Source organism: Paraburkholderia sp. EB58 (assembly GCF_050436665.1).
GTDB lineage: Bacteria > Pseudomonadota > Gammaproteobacteria > Burkholderiales > Burkholderiaceae > Paraburkholderia.
On sequence record NZ_JBNDMQ010000009.1, the window covers coordinates 168,833 to 185,050 of the forward strand.

The following is a 16,218-nucleotide window of genomic DNA, read 5'->3' on the forward strand; positions in this document are numbered from 1 at the left end:
TCATGACAGTTTCAGTGCGGGAGCGGGGCGCTGTCGCCCGCGTTCCCGCGACGGTGCAACAATGGCTTTTACATAACGGTTCGCGCGGGCAGAACTTCCCCGCGGTTCTGTCCGAAGCCGATGCGCGCAAATCCGGGCCGCTCACACCAACCCTTCATGACCACCGCATCGCCGTCCTCCAGAAAGCTGCGCGCTTCACCATTGCCCAGGGCGACGGGTGTCTTTCCTGCGGCGGTGAGCTCGATCAAGGCACCCGCTTCGGCGGGCGTAGGTCCCGAGATCGTGCCACTGCCGAGCAGGTCCCCGCTTTGCAGGTTGCAGCCGCCAATGGTGTGATGCGCGACCATTTGTGCGACCGTCCAGTACTGGTGACGGAAGCTCGTGCGCGACAACCGCGTAGCGGGAGCTTGACGGGTACGCTGCCGCTCGGATTCCAGCCATACCTCGAGCTGGATGTCAATGCCACCTTCGCTTCGGTTGGCGGGTGCGTCGAGATACGCTAACGGTTGCGGCTCGTCGGCTGCCCGCTCCCACGCATGACGAAACGGCGCCAGCGCCTCCATGGTGACGATCCACGGAGAGATTGTCGTAGCGAAATTCTTCGCGAGAAACGGCCCCAAGGGTGTCGATTCCCATACCTGGATGTCGCGAGCGGACCAGTCGTTTAGCAGGCAAAGGCCGAACACGTGCTGTTCGGCACGCGCGACGGGAATAGGCTCTCCCTGCTCGTTGCCAACGCCGATGAAGATTCCGAGTTCGAGCTCGTAGTCCAACCGCGCGCACGCCGATACCTCGGGCACGCTCTGTCCCGCAGCAAGTCGTTGTCCAAGCGGCCGCCGGACTTGCTGACCGGATATTCCAATGCTCGAGACCCGTCCGTGATAGGCGACTGGCATCCACTGAAAGTTTGGCGACAGTACCGGGTCAGGACGCAACAGCTTGACGATGTTGCGGGCATGGTCGATCGACGTATAGAAATCGGTGTAGTCGCCGATGCGAGCTGGCAAGCTGTATTCGACCAAAGCCTGCGGGACGAGACACCGGAGCAGCACGTCGCTATCCTGCATCGCCGGCACGTTTCCCGCTGGTGCTTCGAAAAGGGCGAAGACGGCGTGCCGCAAGGCTCGCCATGCGTCCGGGCCCATGGCGAAGAACTGGTTGAGCGAAGCTTGCGTGCATGCCTCGGCTGCCTGCATGGCAACGCCGATGAGGCAGCGTTCGCGAAAGAGGGCAGCCAGGTCGATGACCTGGTCCCCCAACGCGATGCCTGCGCGAAACTCCTCAGCATCTCCCTTGCGGCGAAAGATCGCGTAGGGGAGATTCTGCAGCGGAAAGTCGCACTCAGGCGCATTGGCAGAGGCAAGCCAACTCTTGATACCCGCATCGTGCGTGCGATCAAGGTTCATCGAATTCACCCCGTAGACTCCGGCGGCTGAGCAGCACTCGGCGTTGACGCAGTTCCTCGATCAAAGCCGGATCGACGTTGCGCTCGGCGAGCAACTCGACGTTGTGTTCGCCCTGGAAAGCAGGGATGCCAGGCGGCGGCAAGGTTGCGCTACTGAAGCGCCATGGCACACCCGGCATGCGCATCGTGCCTCCCGAACGGTCATCCACCTGGACAATCGCGCCCCAGTCCTGCGCCCATTCGGATTCCGCGAGCTCATTCGTGCTGCGGACCACACCGACTGCGAGGCCCGCTTCGCTCACCTGCGCCTGGAGTTCCTCCAGATCGGTGAATGTGAGAATCCATGCGCGGACTTCGTTCAACAGCGCTTCGAGATTCTGGCGGCGCAGCGGCGCGGACGCAAAGCGTGGGTCCTGCAGCAGATCGGTTCGACGCATCATCGAGCAGAAGCGGACGAACATCGGCGAGTAGATGGGACTCGCGGCGATGGTCAACAGGCGTCCGTCCGGCAGCCTGAAGATGTGGGATTCAGGTGCGCTTAACGCTGGCGGTTCGCCTTGCGTGTCGATCCCGGAAAGTTGTGCGCCGGCGCGCTCGTTCACTGCCAGCATTGTCGCGGCCATCGCGACGTCGACGTGCTGTCCTTTACCGGTGCGGTTGCGATGCTGGACTGCGGCGAGCACCGCAATGGCGGCATGCAGGCCAGTGTAGACGTCCGCATGGCTGCAGGCATCGTTCTTCAACTCGGTGAGCGAGTCGCCGTAGTGCTGTTGCAGAATGTCGGTCAGACCCGTTTCCGCTTGAACCGTCGGGGCGAACGCGGGTCGATTGCGCCATGGGCCTGTCTGTCCATAACCGCTGATGGAGACGTAGACTACCCCCGGATTGAACTGGCGAACCTGCTCATACCCAAGACCAAAGCGGTTGAGCGTACCGGGGCGGAAATTCTCAACGATCACGTCTGCGTCGCGGCACATGTTGGTCACGATTTCGCGTGCTTCAGGCCAGTTCAGGTCGATGCTGAGGTTGCGCTTGCCCGCATTCTGCTGCGCATAGTAGACCGACATGCCGTCGATGTGCGGCACGCCTCCGCGACCTGAGTCGCCACCGGGCGGTTCGATCTTGGTTACGTCCGCGCCGAGATCGCGCAGTGTTTTGGTACACAGCGGGCCCGCGAGCACGCGTGTGAAGTCGATGACTTTCAGCCCGTCGAGTGGTGCGTTCATGCTCAGTTCCCCTCGAATACGGCGGAGCCCGGACCGGTCTTCGCGAAGGCCTGCAGACCGCGCTTCTGGTCGGCGCTTGCCCACATCGTGTTGTTCACTTCGGTCTGCTGTGCATCGGCACCTTCGATGCCACGGCGTGCTGAGAGATTAGCCAGCTTTTTGATGCCGCCCAGGGCGACCGTGGGGCCGGCCGCAAGCTGGCGGGCCCATGACATCGATACGTTCGGCAATTCGGCTTCTGCGACGACGAGGTTGATAGCACCCCAGCGTTCGAGTGCTACCGGATCGTGGCGTCGGCCGAACATGGCCATTTCCTTGGCGCGTGCCACGCCCACACGCTGCACGACTCGCTGGACGCCGCCGAGCAGCGGCAACAGACCGAGAGACGCTTCAGCCATGCCGAAGAAAGCCGTGTCGGCCGCCAGGATCATGTCGCAGGTCAACGCCAGTTCGAAACCACCGCCGAGCGCGCCGCCATGCACGGCCGCTACAACCGGGATGCGGACATTCTCAAGGGCATCAAGCAGGGCCTCGAGGTTAGCCTGGTCGCGGCGTCGGCCGCCTGCTGCGAAAGCTGTCACGTCCGCGCCAGCGCAGAAGTGGCGCATGCCGCTGCGCAGGAGAATCGACCGGCACCCTGCCTCGACAGCGCTGCTGTACGCTGCGAGCAGGTCCCGAATGAAGATGTCGTCAAGGAGGTTGTGCGGCGGCTTTGCCATGGTGACGACGCCGACGGCGCCATCTTTTTCAAAGAGAACGAGGCTCATGTCCTATCCTGCATGTTTGTCCGATGGGTTGCCGGACGAATTGTTTATGAAATTACAACAAATATAGGAATGCGAAATATAAGATGTCTGTCGACCCAACAAAGGGCGTCAGGCAAGCTTGCTGTTTTCAACGGCCTGACTGTGCGTCGCGCGCCTACGCTGCGCTAAAACTGTTCATGCCTCATATCGGGTGAATCTATGGCATGATCCTAACACTGATAAGTTCGATTAGAATTAGGGTATTCCCGGGAAATGGGATGCGCGGACTGCGATTAGCATGTGCGCCGGGATCTCTGTAAGCGACGCGCGAGGCGTGTCGCGAAGCCAGATTTGTACTTTTCAACAGACTGAACACTCTTCATGGTGCCATCGTGAGTTCAAAAGCATCTTCTGCCGTATCCGCGCCATATCACCACGGAAATCTGCGAAATACTCTGATTGCGGAGGGGCGACGCGCTTTGGAGGAGATAGGCGTCCACGAACTCAGTCTGCGGTACCTCGCACGTAGAGCCGGCGTGTCGGAGGCTGCGCCTTCTCATCATTTCGCCGGCAAGGAAGGTCTGCTGGCTGCCATTGCGGCAGATGGCTTTCGCGATCTTGCGGCGCTGCGCGCCGCAATAGCGGTGTCGGATGAAACGGCGCTTTCGAAGGCATATCGCATGATGAAGGTCTATGTCGAGTTCGCGCAGCGCTATAAGGGCTTATTCGAATTGATGGTCGGTCCTCGTATCGTCGCACGCGACTCTTACCCGGAACTCAACATGGAGACCACGAAGTCGTTCGGGCTTTTCGCTTCGTCTGTCGAGCAATTTGCGTTGGAAAAGCACTGGGAAGAGCAATCGCTGGGTCTCGTCACACATGCTGCGTGGAGCATGGAGCATGGACTGGCAACCCTGATCCTGTCAGATCGCATGCCTCGCCCCGATCTCGCGCTTTCAATCGATCAGGTGGTGGAGTTCTCAATCAGCATGTTCCTCAGTGCGGTTGCAGCAGGCGCGTCAAGCCTCGAAGAGGTCATGAGGCATGTTCATGATTTGCCTGGTGTCGGCAAGACAAAGCGAACTCAGCGCTGAGCGGCGGGTTCGATGGCAGGGCGTGCACTCGCTACTGTCTATCCTTATAGAAAATAAGCAATCCATATCATATCGACCGTTGCTCGACGTTCTCAATATCGAGGCCAACCATCAAGATCTCCTCGTAGTTGCCGTTACTTCGTGTCTCGGATGTTTCTCGAGGTCTGCCTGGTTTCCTCCGCCCACGTGCGGGCCGCGGAAGCACAGGTTGCCCGCAAGTTGACAATTCCCTGACTCGTTGGCTGCGAGCCCGAATAGGGTACGTCCTACTGGTCGAATCCCCGCCTGCATTCTATCTTTTAAGGTGGCATCTAGCATGAAAATCCGGCGCCGGACCGGACCGTGAGGCCGGGGCGAAAGGAGATTCGACGTGCGAAATCTATCAACGGAATGGTCAAGCAACGACGTTGCGCTGGGCGACCGCACGGACGCCTGGCAGTCGGTGCTCAGTGCCAGCTATCGCGACTGGCAAGTACCACACCGCCTTCCCGCGACGTTCTATGCCCACGTCAAACATCACGACTTCGCCGGAGCCGGCATTGTCGAGACTGTGTGTGACCCCTGCACGGGACAGCGCACCCATGGCCATGTGCGCCACGATGACGAGCTTTTCGTGGGCGTGCAGCTCACGACGGGTGGGCGGGAACGCTTCAAGATTGGCGACTCTGGGGTTGAGGTTGCGTCGGGCGATGTTGTCGTCTGGACGACTGACCAGGTGATCGAATTTGAAGTTCTTGAGCGCCTGCACAAAGTAACGCTCATGATTCCGTGGTCGGTGATGCGGGAGCGCTTGCCGGAGCGAAAGCAACCTCCTACAGGTGGAAAAATCGAAAGTCGCACCGGCGTGGGTTCACTGCTGGCTGTACACCTCCTGGCTCTTTCGAATGAAATCGCGACACTCGACGAGAGCGTTCAAGGTTCTGTCAGCAGGTCGACGCTCGAGCTACTCGGCATTGCGCTATCGGGACAGCAGCCGTCAGCGATGTTCGACGCGAGCGCGGCCATGCTGAGACGCGTGCAGGATTATATTTTGCAGCACCTGCATGAAGACGACCTTAGCCCGACCCGCATTGCGGAGGCAAATCGAATTTCGCTGCGTTACCTGCATATGCTTTTTCAGCGCGGCGACATGACTGTTTCTGGATGGATTCTGGATAGACGTTTGAATGCCTGCAAAGAGGCGCTGACAGACCCGGCGTATAACCGGCAACGGATATCTGAAATCGCATTTCGCCGGGGTTTCAACTCGACAAGCCATTTTTGCCGCGCATTTAAGGAGAAGTACGGTGCGTCCCCGGGGGAGGTGCGCAGGACAATGGAGTTCCGCTCCTAGAAGCGTCGGTGCACGGCAACAGTTGGGCCCCTGATTGCAGAGGCGCCTGAGCCGAAGCGGAAAAAGCGGCACTACCATTGAGCGTAAAGCGTCCTGCTAGACATAGTGCCCAGAGCGTTGCAGACCCTCAATCTTGTAACCGTCGGGATCCTGAATAAAAGGACATCTCGGCGGCGCTCATGCCGCGAGCGACGTGAACGTCTGAACGGAAATCCTCCCGTTCTTGACGAAAAGCGTGTCCGTTGCGAGTGTGACCCAGGGCTTTGCCTCCCACGCGAGGTAGGCGATTTCAGATGTGGTGCTGAGACTCGTGATCTTGAACGCCGCCCAGAATTCAGGGGCGGCGCCGTCAAGGAATGCCTTAAAGAAACCGGCTTTTTCGCCAAGACCACGAAAAGTCTTGTCGGGTGTGATGAGCGTGGAGCTATCGTCGTAGTCCTTGAGGATCTCATCGATACCCTTTGCAAACGCGCCGAGATGATGGTCGAGGACCTGCTTGGTTGTCTCTTCAGACTGTTGAGAAGAAGCTGACATGGTAAGCGTCCGTGAAGAGTCAAATGGAGAACCGGCAACGCGGAACATTGCCGGCGTCTGGCAAAGGCATCGCCTGTTTAGCCGGCGTATGCGCGCTGGGCCTCATCCCATGTGACAACAACGATGGGTGTGCCATCCTCCTTGATGAACGACAGCGGCCCCAGGAAGGTCATGTAGAACTCGCTGTCGACCGGGAAGAAGGTTTTATCGTGTCGTGCGTTGGCAGACTCGTAGCCGTACGCTGGAGCGATTACGGTGTCCCCTCCATGTTCGTGACCGCCGCGGACATCCATTCGGCCCTTCGTCAGCAGATATTCGCCTGGGCCGACGTGAAAATGCGCATTGAACGACGAGCCCGCAGGGCAGTCGAAAATTGCGGTCCACGCGTCCATTTCCGGCGAGGCGTGCAACATCTTCCAGCGGATGCCCCTTTCGAAAGCGCGTCAGGGAAAGCCTTCCACGGAATGTCGTTGAGTTGAACTGCTTCTTCCTTAACCTTTGGCTTGATGTCCATCGTCGTCTCCTAGCATGTGTCGGGCCACTGTCCCGTTCGGCAAGGTCTGTGGGTGAAACAAGAATATCGCAGTGGATAGGGGGATGATTGCACTTCAGTGCAATCTGACTTGCCTGCCCGTGCAGTGGAAAATCGACGGCAGTACGAACCTGGATGACTCCGGGGGAGGGGACTACTCGCCAGTGAACGGAAAGACGGGACGTGGTTGCTTTGCCAGGAAGGCTTCGACGGATGCTGGCAGCGCCAGCTTGGCGTCCTTGCTGTCGAAGAGCGGCATAGCAATATCAAACATGGCTTCGTCGGCCGCAGTAACACCGCCTGTCGCCCAGATTCTCAAAAGCGCCTTGTGAGCTGCATGAGCGCGAGTGGGCCCGGCAGCGAGCCTGACCACGAACGCTGTCGCTTGGTCGAGCAGCTCTGCGTCAGGCACGACCCTATTCACCACACCGTGACGCTCCATGACCGCCGCTGGCACCTGCTCCGACGTCAAGGCCCATTCGACTGCTTTCGAGCGACCGGCTCTCTCTGCAACCCGATAAACCCCGCCTAGCACGGTCACGATGGCGAGCGATTGCTCCGGGTGACCAAAACGAGCCGTTTCAGCGGCAAAAATGACATCTGCGCGTACAGCCAGCTCCAGCCCGCCGCCGAAGCATAGCCCCTGAACTGCCGCGACCGTGGGAATCGACAGCCGCTCGAAGCGATTGAAGCAATTCATATACCGTTCGAACAGCGTGCGAAGTTCGCGTGCAGTCATGTCCGGCCAGTCAACGATATCGCCACCGAAACTGAAATCTGGGCCTTCGGCGTGCACGAGCAATGCCCGCGCATCGCTTTCACCGATTGCTGTCAGCGCCGCGTCCAACTCGTCGAACAATTGCGGCGTAAGGCGATTTTGCGGCGGATTGCCCAGGGTGATGACGGCAATACCGTCTTTGATCGAGTGCGTCAGATGTGACATGAAATTCTTCCTCGCTCAGGAAAGGTGCTCTTCGAACCAGGCAACGGCCGCCGAACTCGCGGCAGGGAACTGCCCCAGATAAGGGTCGAAGTGTCCGCCCGGAATGGTGACCAGTCGCTTTGGCTGCAGAGCCTGTTCATAGGCCTTGAGCGCGAGATCCGTCACAGTAATCGTGTCGTTCAGCGCGACGACCATTAACAGAGGGGTTGGCGACACGCGGGAGACCCATACCCCAGGTTCGTACATGCGCGCCCCACGTGTCGAACGAATCGTCACATTGTTTTCCCAGATGCCGGGGGGCATAGGCTGCAGATAGAAATCGATGGCGTCCTGTGCGCGATATGACGCGGGGACCGTAGGATCCGCACTCACAACAGCTTGACGACGCGGCGGCTCGCCTCGAGCTTGCGCGCGTTCGTCTTCCGAAAGTGCGTTTTCGAGCGCGGGGATTCCTTCCGGAGGGATACGTCGCAGCCCCTGTTCATAACCGCTGATGGTCGGAACCTGAGAGACAACGGCGCGTATTCTGCGGTCCGTCGCGCCGAGAACGATAACGTGGCCACCGGCGTAGCTTGTTCCCCACACGCCGATGCGCGATGCATCGACCTCTGGCCGCTCTTCCAGATAGGAAATTGCCCGGCGCCAGTCGGCGATCTGACGCCACGGATCCACGTCTTGCCGAACCGCGCCATCGCTCGCCCCAAAATTACGATGATCGTGCAACAGCACGACGAAGCCCGCTTCTGCAAAAGCACGCGCGAACGGCTCCAGACCATGTTCCCTTACGCCGGCATATCCATGCGCCATCGAGATAGCTGGCCTAGGGCCAGCGGCCCCGTCTGGCATAAATAGCCATGCGCGCAGCCGCTCATTGCCTTCAACCTCAAACTCCACATCCAACCGCGTTGTCATCTTCGTTCCTTGTGCGTTACAGAATCAGGTGTATCAGTGTGGATCGATTCGAATCGATCGCTTAGCCATGGGTAGCGGCGCCTCGCGAACAATCTATTTTTTAGAAATGCAAAGGACGACGAACGATCGCGTACCGAGGTACTCACCAGCGGGGCGAAACTTCTGCCAGTTGGGCTACGCCACGGCCGAAAGAGAAATTCTCATTTGGTACTGGAACCAAGGCGATAAATACATCGTCGGGAGAAATTCCAACGTTCTCGTGGAGCAGTCGGGTGATTGCCGCGAGAAGTTTCTGCTTGTCGTCGAGCGGACGGTGCGCACCGATAAGCACGGTGACAATCATTGCGTTAGCGGTCCGATTCATTTCCATGAAGGTGGGGTCGATGAACAACTCGTCCTCTTCGTGCTCGCTAATCATGATGAAACGGTCGCCAGGCGGAATCCCGAGTCCCTCCACAAGCGAGCGGTTCAGCGAATTACCAATGGCTTTTTTCTGGTCCTTCGAGAAGCGACCAGCGGGAATGTGGGCGTGAAAAACAGGCATGATGTCTCCGCGAAGTAAGGTTTCGTGTTTACCACGAGAGCAATAATAGGTTGATATGCGCATAATAGGCTCCATAGCGTGACTTGGCAAGATTCAGGTTCGCTGCACAAGGAGGGTCAAATGTCAGCTGTCACATCAGCAAGCGAAACGAGTCGGACACCGCTTTCTTTGGTGTTCGTACATGGTTTTCTCGACAATCGTACGGTTTGGTCGCCGCTCATGGAGCAGTTCGAATCAACGTCGTATGTGCACTACACGCTCGACTTGCGAGGAGCGGGCACGTTGCGGGAGGATGGCGGTCCCTACACCCTGGCCCAGGCGGCGGCCGACGTTGAGCGCCTGATCGAGAAACACCAGATGGCGCGGGTGGTGCTTGTGGGGCACAGCATGGGCGGCCAGATCGCCGAACTGGCCGCCATCGAGGCCTTTCTCTCCGAATGCGCCTTGCCGTTCCCTCAGATGGCCCCCCTGATGGCGTCCAGTTGCAATAAGCGGATATGAGCGTATATTCCGGCTATCGGGGAATATCGAGCAGACGCACATGAAACGGAACGAAGACACGCTTCCCAACATCGACGGACTATGCAATTGTCTCGCTGCGAGGCAGGCATCGCGTTATCTCACCGCGGTGTACGACAAGGCATTGAGTCCCGTCGACCTTCGAATCACGCAGTTTTCCATTCTTCACAAGCTCGTAAGGAGCGGGTCGATCACCATGGGTGAGCTGGCCGGGGCAATAGCCATGGACCGGACAACGCTGACGTCGAATCTGAAGCCGTTGGAGCGAGACGGATTGATCGATATCGTTCCGTCCAAAGAGGACAGACGCGCGAAGCAGGCGGTTATCACGAAGGCGGGGCTCGCCAGGTACAAAAAGGCGCTTCCCTTGTGGAGTGAAGTCCAGTCGACGTTCGAAGGTGCTTATGGCAAGTCGCCGGCCGCGCGGCTTCGGGACGCCCTGAGGGCCGTGCTGGACAGTGGTTTTGACCCGTGGGCGGACAGTGTCGCCGATGCTGACGCATAGCAGGGACACGTCGGCAGGAACGGATATGTCGGGCGACACCCGACATATCATCAGGTGTGGTCGGCAATCAGTTCTTTGTTCAAATTAATAGGCGTATATCAACGTATATTCATGGAGACGAAGATGAGCAACCAACACCTTGTGGAAGCCTGCAAGAAGGCATTCACCGGATTCGAAGCCAACGACAGGGCCGACCTGGTCGCCGCTCTGGCGGACGATGTCGTGTTCGAATTTTCTGATTCCTTGCCGTACGGTGGAACGTACAACGGAAAAGAGGAATTTCTGGCCTTCTGGGCGCATGTATACAAAGAGTACGAATATTTCAACTATGACCTGAAGGCGGTTGTTGAGTCTGACGGCTATATTTTCGTGCCCGTGGTTGCCCGCGCGAAAACCAAAACGGGCTTCTCCATGGAGAACGAACATCTTTTTCTCTTCAAGGTACGCGACGGCAAAATCTCTTATGGCCGCATTTACGCGGATACCGCGCGGGGGCGAGATGTTCTCGAAGGGCGCGAACCGCGTCGCTACCCAAAGCTTATCCTGAACTGAGGGCACACGACCTCAGCTGGCGATGTCGCGATGAGCAACGACCGAAGCCGGCTTGCCTATACGCGGCAGGTCGAGGTGTATGTGGAGTTGCTCGCCAGGTTGGTCGCTGGCGAAAATCAGAAATCAAAAAGGACCAAGGCGATTGCCGCGCTGGCGACGCTAGTTGGCGCACGGCCAATGGCCCGTGCGGTGAGCGAGGAAAAACTCTCCCGAGCGATTCTCAAATCGGCGGCTGACAAGTTGAAATCTCAAGTGGGCTGATTTCGTTACTGGATAGGTCGCGATTGCGCTGTGGTGCAATTCATTTTGCACGTACGGCGAACGAGTGCTTTCTCCTCCCTGTTACCTGTTACCTTTTATCCATTGGTTCATCGTTCAACTGAAGTAAGGAGTACAAACATGCCGTTAATCGACGTTATCTATGCACAAGGTTCACTGAACAGTGAAGCGCAACAGAAGCTGACGAAGAATCTGTGGTCTACAGCGCTACGCTGGGAAGGAATCGAGCTTAACGAAACCTCTGCGTCCGTTGCCTGGGTTTATCTTGACGAACGTCCGAAGCACCACGTGTCAGTCGCTGGTCATCCCGCGACTCAAAACATTTATCGGGTCAACGTCAGGGTGATGCTCGGTTTCATGGATCAGGAGCGCATCGATAACCTGGCCGCGGATTTGACCAGCGCGATTCTGGATGCCGACGGGACGGGTGGCGATGGCAGCGGACCACGGGTGTTTTGCATCGTGGAGGAAATTCCGAGCGGAGCATGGAGCATCGACAGAAAAACCTGGACCACCGTATTTACGGCGAAAGCCTTGGGTCTCGAACCGGGTCGTGTCGAAGCAACGGAGAAGGCGGTGGCCGCGCACCCGCGCATCGATGTACCGCACAAAGTTCAAATTTGATCCTGCGTGGCCGGGACAACCGTTGCCGTTTCCGGCAGGTGTCCCGGCCATGTTTCAGTGCGCGCCTGCGGCCGCGTCGCTCGAACCGCCAGCCTTGCCTGGTTTCGTGATCCAGATGAGCGGGATAATGATGATCATGATGATCGCTGCCCCATAGAACACGTCATTCAGCCCTAACATGGCGGCCTGCGTCTGCACGGTATGATCGAACAACGCATACGATGCCTGCTGGCCCAGGCCAAGCACCGAGTGGTAGGAGTTCATCTGCGCATTGAACAGAGGGTTAGTCGAACTCGACTGTTGAGTCAGGATTTCATGGTGCATGATCGTCCGGTTGTTCCACACGACGCCCGCCAGCGACGTGCCGATACCGCCGAAGAACATGCGTCCGAAGGTGGACAGGCCGGCAGCGGCTGGCACCTTTTCCGGCGGTTGCCCTGACAGGATGATCACGGTCAGCGGGGCGAAGAACAGCGCCATCGGAATGCCCTGCAGCAGGGTCGGCAGAATAATGTACCCTTCGCTGAGATCCGTGTAGAAATGCGAGCGCATGTAGTAGACGATCGCGAAGCCGATGAACGCGCACGTGCCAATGATGCGTGCATCGGAGCGCGGCAGGATCTTACCCATGATCGGTGCGCCGATTACCGCAAAAATGCCCAGCGGCGCCGTCGCAAGCCCCGCATCGACTGCCCGATATCCTAAGTACTCCTGCATCCACTGCGGAAGCAAAACCAGCGTTCCGAAGAAGATGCCATACGCGACAGCAATCGAAACCGTGCCTCCAAGGAAGTTGCGCTGCTTGAAGAGGGTAAGGTCGACGATAGGGTTTTTCTCCGTTAGCTCCCAGACAATGAAGAGCGCAAGGCCGACTGCGGCAACGATAGTCAGAACGATAATCGTGTTCGAAGAGAACCAGTCGAGATCCTTGCCCTTGTCCAGCATCACCTGGAGCGATGCTACCCAGACGATCAGCAGGACCAGCCCGACAACGTCGATTGGCAACTTTTTGGCCGGTGTATCGCGCTTGCGGTAGAGAATCCAGACCATCGCGGCAGCGAATAGCCCGACCGGGATGTTGATATAGAAGATCCATGACCAGCTGTAGCTGTCCGTCACCCAACCGCCGAGCGCCGGTCCCACAATCGGCCCGGTCACCACAATCATTGAGAATAGCGATAGTGCCAGCGAGGATTTCGCCTTTGGCCATGAACTGAGCAGCAGTGCCTGGGACATCGGAATCAGCGGTCCGGCCACAGCGCCCTGCAGCACGCGTGCAAGAAGCAGGATCGGCAATGTGGGCGCAATGCCGCACAACCACGACGCGACTACGAACAGCAGGATCGAACCGACGAACAGGCGAACCTGACCCAGTCGCTGGGTCAACCAGCCGGTCAACGGGATCGCGATTGCATTCGCGGCCGCAAATACAGTGATAACCCAGGTGCCTTCATCAACCGATACGCCCAGGTTTCCCGAGATGGTCGGAATAGCGACGTTGGCGATTGATGAGTCAAGCACGGTCATGAAGCCCGCGAGGCCCACGCTTAGCGAGCCCAAGGCGAGTGTCGTCCCCGTAAGCGGGGGATGATTCGTATGGTTGGTGGTCATGGTGAAGATCCGGCGATTGTGTGTCTGGCGAAAGGGGCACGGCGGGGGTACGGCGTCTTTCGCGCGCCCCTGGCCAGTGGGGGGACGATCATTCGTTTTCGGCAATGATGCGTGCGATCGCAGCATCCGCATCGTCTCCATACTTTGCGAAGACGTCAGTCTCATAGGTCGAGGGAGACCCCGTACCGAGCTGCGCGCCATCGGGGTCCTTGACGTCGACATCCACGTTCATCGAAAGACCCACGCGCAACGGGTGCTTTTCCAGCTCGGCAGGTGGAATCTCGATGCGCGCCGGCAGCCGCTGCACCACCTTGATCCAGTTACCAGTCGCGTTCTGCGCCGGCAACAGCGCCAGTGCCGATCCGGTGCCCGGCGTAAAGCCCACCACCTTGCCGTGATAGACGACAGTGGAACCGTAGACGTCAGCCGTCAGATCAACGGGTTGTCCTACCCGGATATGACGAAGCTGCCACTCCTTGAAGTTCGCATCGACCCACACCTGTTCGAGCGGCACGACGGACATCAGCGGCGTGCCGGGAGACACGCGTTGCCCGACCTGAACCGTACGCTGCGCGATATAGCCGGTCACGGGCGCCGGCAACGTGGTGCGGGCGTAAGCCAGGTACGCATCGCGAACGTGGGCGGCGCTTGCCATGACATCGGGATGCTTCTCGACCGACGTGTTGGCCGTCAGTGCGCGATTGGCACCAAGCTGCTGCCGGGCCGCGTCGAGCGCGGCTTGAGCCGACCTGACGGCGTCGCGGGCATGCGAGATTTCTTCGTCCGACACGGCCCCGGTCATGCCGGTGGAAAGCCGGCGCCGCAGATCGTCCTGTGCCTTCGAGAGATCCGACTGACGTTGCGCGATATCGGCGCGATATTTGTCATCGTCGACATACAGGCCATGTATCTGGCGCACGGTCTGCCCCAGATTGGCCTCCGCCTGTTGCAGTGCGATCTTTGCATCGGCCGGGTCGATCTGGACGACCGGTTCGCCCTTTTTCACGACCTGCGTGTTGTCGGCATTCACCGCGATGACGGTGCCCGTGACCTGAGGTGTGATTTGTACGACGTTGCCGTTGACGTATGCATCGTCGGTATCCACGTGGAAACGGGCGTCGAGGAAATAATAGGCGCCGTACGCAGCGCCTGCGATTGCAAGGGAAGCGACAAGCAGCGAGAGCAGGAGTTTGCGTTTGCCGGGCTTTTTTTCCGGCTCTTTACCGGAAGGTGACTGAGGTGCGTTCATTTGTAGCTCCAATAAAGTTTGATGTACTCCATCAGGCCGTTGTGCCTGAAGGCCGATCGGATCGTTCAGTTAGTTGCCGCGCCATCGGAAGGCGTAGGAATCGGTGTCTCTGCACTCGCCGCAAGGCCTGCGCGCGAGGCATCGAATCCGCCGCCCAGTGCCTTGACCAGTCCGATCTGCATGTTGCGGCGACCCATCTCGAGATTGACGACGGCCGTTTCGGCTGCCAGCCGGTTGTCGTCCGCGTTCAGCACCTGAAGTTGCTGGGTCAAACCCGCCTTGTATCGAACGATGGCGAGCTGATACGCCTTGGTCTGCGCATCGAGCGCCTGCCGTGCGTCGACCAGTTGACGGTCGGTCGAGTGAATCTGCGTGACCTGCGTGGCAACGTCGGATAACGCGTTAATCAACGTTTGGTTGTACGTAGCGATGTCGTAATCGAAATCTGCATAGCGGCCCTTGAGTTGCGAGCGCAGGGCCCCGGCATCGAAGATGGGAAGATGAATCGCCGGTCCTGCCTGAATCGTCCGGCTTCCGGCCGTAAGCAGCCGGCCCCAGCCAAACGCATCGAGTCCTGCCGCTGCGGAAAGATTGACGTCTGGATAAAACTCAGCCTTCGCTTCCTTCATGTCGTGAGTGGCGGCATCCACCTGCCAGAAGGCCGCAACGATGTCGGGGCGACGCGAAAGCAGGTCGGCGGGAAGGTTGTCGGGAAGTGCGACGCTGGCGCCCTCTCCAAGCGACGGATTGGCAATCCTGAGGCCGCGGTCGGGCCCCTGGCCGAGCAGGGCGCCCAACTGGTAGCGTACGGTCGTGATCTGTCCGTCGAGGTCGCTGACGCTGGAGCGGCTCGTCGCGGTTTCGCCAGTTGCCGTCTGCCGTTCCACGTTGGTGTCGAGTCCCGCGCCAACGCGTCCATCCGTGATATGCCCGATATCCTCGCGATTCTTGACTTCGCGGACCTCGATATCACGCAACGCATAGAGTTGCGCAAGATGGTTGTACGTGCTTGCCACCGAAGCGGCCAGTGAGATGCGCACCTCCTCGGCTTCGGCGTCGGCTACCTTTTCCTGCGACACGGCCTGACGAAGCTTCTCGCGATTCTTGCCCCACAGGTCGAGGTCAAACGAAGCACTGGCGAGCACGTTGTTCTCGCTCTGCCACGTGCCGTTGTACGGAGGCGGAACGATGCCGTTGCCGGTATAAAGCTGACGCGTCCATGCATAGCTGCCTGTCACATTCGGGTAGAGGGTCGAGTTGGCGCTGCCGACATAGGACGATGCTTTCTCAATGCGGGCGCGTGCCTGGTCGATGGTTGGATTAGCCTGTAAGGCCTCTTCGATCAATGCCGGCAGTTGTGGATCGCCGAACTGTTTGGCCCAATCCATTGCAGGCCACTGTCCGCCCTCGGCGGGCAAACTCTGTTGCGTCTCGAGCTTTGCAGGAGGCTCGATCTGCTTGTCGCTCTTGATGCCGGAGTAGTTGACGCATCCGGCGAGGCTGAGCGCCGCTACCGCCGCGGCTATTGAGGCCGCCCATGCGCTCGCCCGCAACTGGGGTCGGTAGTGATTCATCATGGTTTCGATTTCCTTTGCTTATCTGGGGAACAT

Annotated in this window: 18 protein-coding genes; 7 read left to right on the forward strand and 11 right to left on the reverse strand. The window is 58.9% G+C overall.

Annotation, left to right across the window (positions count from 1 at the left end; translation table 11 throughout):
- Window positions 1-68: 68 nt before the first annotated feature.
- The 3 genes from fahA to P3T40_RS15630 are packed head-to-tail and all read right to left on the reverse strand — an operon-like array spanning window position 69 to window position 3,398.
- Window positions 69-1,406 (reverse strand): fumarylacetoacetase, encoded by a 1,338-nt coding sequence (fahA, locus tag P3T40_RS15620; protein ID WP_429268613.1) that lies wholly within the window; start codon window positions 1,404-1,406, stop codon window positions 69-71.
- Window positions 1,396-2,631, reverse strand: a complete 1,236-nt coding sequence (locus P3T40_RS15625) for a CaiB/BaiF CoA transferase family protein (protein ID WP_429268614.1) — start codon at window positions 2,629-2,631, stop codon at window positions 1,396-1,398. The genes fahA and P3T40_RS15625 overlap by 11 nt, the downstream gene beginning before the upstream one ends.
- A gap of 2 nt (window positions 2,632-2,633) precedes the next feature.
- Window positions 2,634-3,398: an enoyl-CoA hydratase/isomerase family protein gene (locus tag P3T40_RS15630; protein WP_429268615.1), complete on the reverse strand. Its 765-nt coding sequence runs from the start codon at window positions 3,396-3,398 to the stop codon at window positions 2,634-2,636.
- Between the two features lie 371 nt (window positions 3,399-3,769).
- On the opposite strand from P3T40_RS15630, the gene P3T40_RS15635 reads away from it, so the two are divergent.
- Complete coding sequence (locus P3T40_RS15635) at window positions 3,770-4,471, forward strand: TetR/AcrR family transcriptional regulator (RefSeq protein WP_429268616.1); 702 nt, start codon at window positions 3,770-3,772, stop codon at window positions 4,469-4,471.
- 370 nt (window positions 4,472-4,841) lie between these two features.
- Window positions 4,842-5,804 carry a helix-turn-helix domain-containing protein gene (locus tag P3T40_RS15640; protein WP_429268617.1) on the forward strand — a complete coding sequence of 321 codons (963 nt, stop codon included), beginning with the start codon at window positions 4,842-4,844 and terminating at the stop codon, window positions 5,802-5,804.
- Window positions 5,805-5,981: 177 nt separating this feature from the next.
- Here P3T40_RS15640 and P3T40_RS15645 read toward each other — a convergent pair whose 3' ends face one another.
- From P3T40_RS15645 to P3T40_RS15665, 5 genes are all read right to left on the reverse strand, one after another.
- Window positions 5,982-6,338, reverse strand: coding sequence for a nuclear transport factor 2 family protein (locus P3T40_RS15645; RefSeq protein WP_429268618.1), 357 nt, complete (start codon window positions 6,336-6,338; stop codon window positions 5,982-5,984).
- A gap of 77 nt (window positions 6,339-6,415) precedes the next feature.
- Window positions 6,416-6,751, reverse strand: a complete 336-nt coding sequence (locus P3T40_RS15650) for a cupin domain-containing protein (RefSeq protein WP_429268619.1) — start codon at window positions 6,749-6,751, stop codon at window positions 6,416-6,418.
- 273 nt (window positions 6,752-7,024) lie between these two features.
- Window positions 7,025-7,813, reverse strand: a complete 789-nt coding sequence (locus P3T40_RS15655; RefSeq protein WP_429268620.1) for an enoyl-CoA hydratase/isomerase family protein — start codon at window positions 7,811-7,813, stop codon at window positions 7,025-7,027.
- 15 nt (window positions 7,814-7,828) lie between these two features.
- On the reverse strand, window positions 7,829-8,725 hold the full coding sequence (locus tag P3T40_RS15660) for an alpha/beta hydrolase (protein WP_429268621.1): 897 nt from the start codon (window positions 8,723-8,725) through the stop codon (window positions 7,829-7,831).
- 142 nt (window positions 8,726-8,867) lie between these two features.
- Window positions 8,868-9,269 (reverse strand): tautomerase family protein, encoded by a 402-nt coding sequence (locus P3T40_RS15665; protein ID WP_429268622.1) that lies wholly within the window; start codon window positions 9,267-9,269, stop codon window positions 8,868-8,870.
- A 120-nt stretch (window positions 9,270-9,389) separates the two neighbouring features.
- On the opposite strand from P3T40_RS15665, the gene P3T40_RS15670 reads away from it, so the two are divergent.
- The 5 genes from P3T40_RS15670 to P3T40_RS15690 all read left to right on the forward strand — a co-directional run bounded on the left by P3T40_RS15670 (window position 9,390) and on the right by P3T40_RS15690 (window position 11,748).
- On the forward strand, window positions 9,390-9,770 hold the full coding sequence (locus P3T40_RS15670) for an alpha/beta fold hydrolase (protein WP_429268623.1): 381 nt from the start codon (window positions 9,390-9,392) through the stop codon (window positions 9,768-9,770).
- 40 nt (window positions 9,771-9,810) lie between these two features.
- Window positions 9,811-10,293, forward strand: coding sequence for a MarR family winged helix-turn-helix transcriptional regulator (locus tag P3T40_RS15675; protein ID WP_429268624.1), 483 nt, complete (start codon window positions 9,811-9,813; stop codon window positions 10,291-10,293).
- Between the two features lie 123 nt (window positions 10,294-10,416).
- The gene (locus P3T40_RS15680) at window positions 10,417-10,845 is read left to right on the forward strand and encodes a nuclear transport factor 2 family protein (RefSeq protein ID WP_429268625.1); all 429 of its coding nucleotides are present in this window, start codon (window positions 10,417-10,419) and stop codon (window positions 10,843-10,845) included.
- A 30-nt stretch (window positions 10,846-10,875) separates the two neighbouring features.
- Window positions 10,876-11,106 carry a hypothetical protein gene (locus P3T40_RS15685; protein WP_429268626.1) on the forward strand — a complete coding sequence of 77 codons (231 nt, stop codon included), beginning with the start codon at window positions 10,876-10,878 and terminating at the stop codon, window positions 11,104-11,106.
- A 138-nt stretch (window positions 11,107-11,244) separates the two neighbouring features.
- Window positions 11,245-11,748, forward strand: coding sequence for a hypothetical protein (locus tag P3T40_RS15690; protein WP_429268627.1), 504 nt, complete (start codon window positions 11,245-11,247; stop codon window positions 11,746-11,748).
- A 54-nt stretch (window positions 11,749-11,802) separates the two neighbouring features.
- Here the strand turns inward: P3T40_RS15690 and P3T40_RS15695 are convergent, their stop codons facing one another.
- The 3 genes from P3T40_RS15695 to P3T40_RS15705 form a co-directional block, all read right to left on the reverse strand.
- Window positions 11,803-13,359 (reverse strand): DHA2 family efflux MFS transporter permease subunit, encoded by a 1,557-nt coding sequence (locus tag P3T40_RS15695; protein ID WP_429268628.1) that lies wholly within the window; start codon window positions 13,357-13,359, stop codon window positions 11,803-11,805.
- Window positions 13,360-13,447: 88 nt separating this feature from the next.
- A complete protein-coding gene (locus P3T40_RS15700; RefSeq protein ID WP_429268629.1) occupies window positions 13,448-14,608 on the reverse strand; it encodes an HlyD family efflux transporter periplasmic adaptor subunit in 1,161 nt (386 codons plus the stop codon).
- Window positions 14,609-14,673: 65 nt separating this feature from the next.
- Window positions 14,674-16,182: an efflux transporter outer membrane subunit gene (locus tag P3T40_RS15705; RefSeq protein WP_429268730.1), complete on the reverse strand. Its 1,509-nt coding sequence runs from the start codon at window positions 16,180-16,182 to the stop codon at window positions 14,674-14,676.
- Window positions 16,183-16,218: the final 36 nt, after the last annotated feature.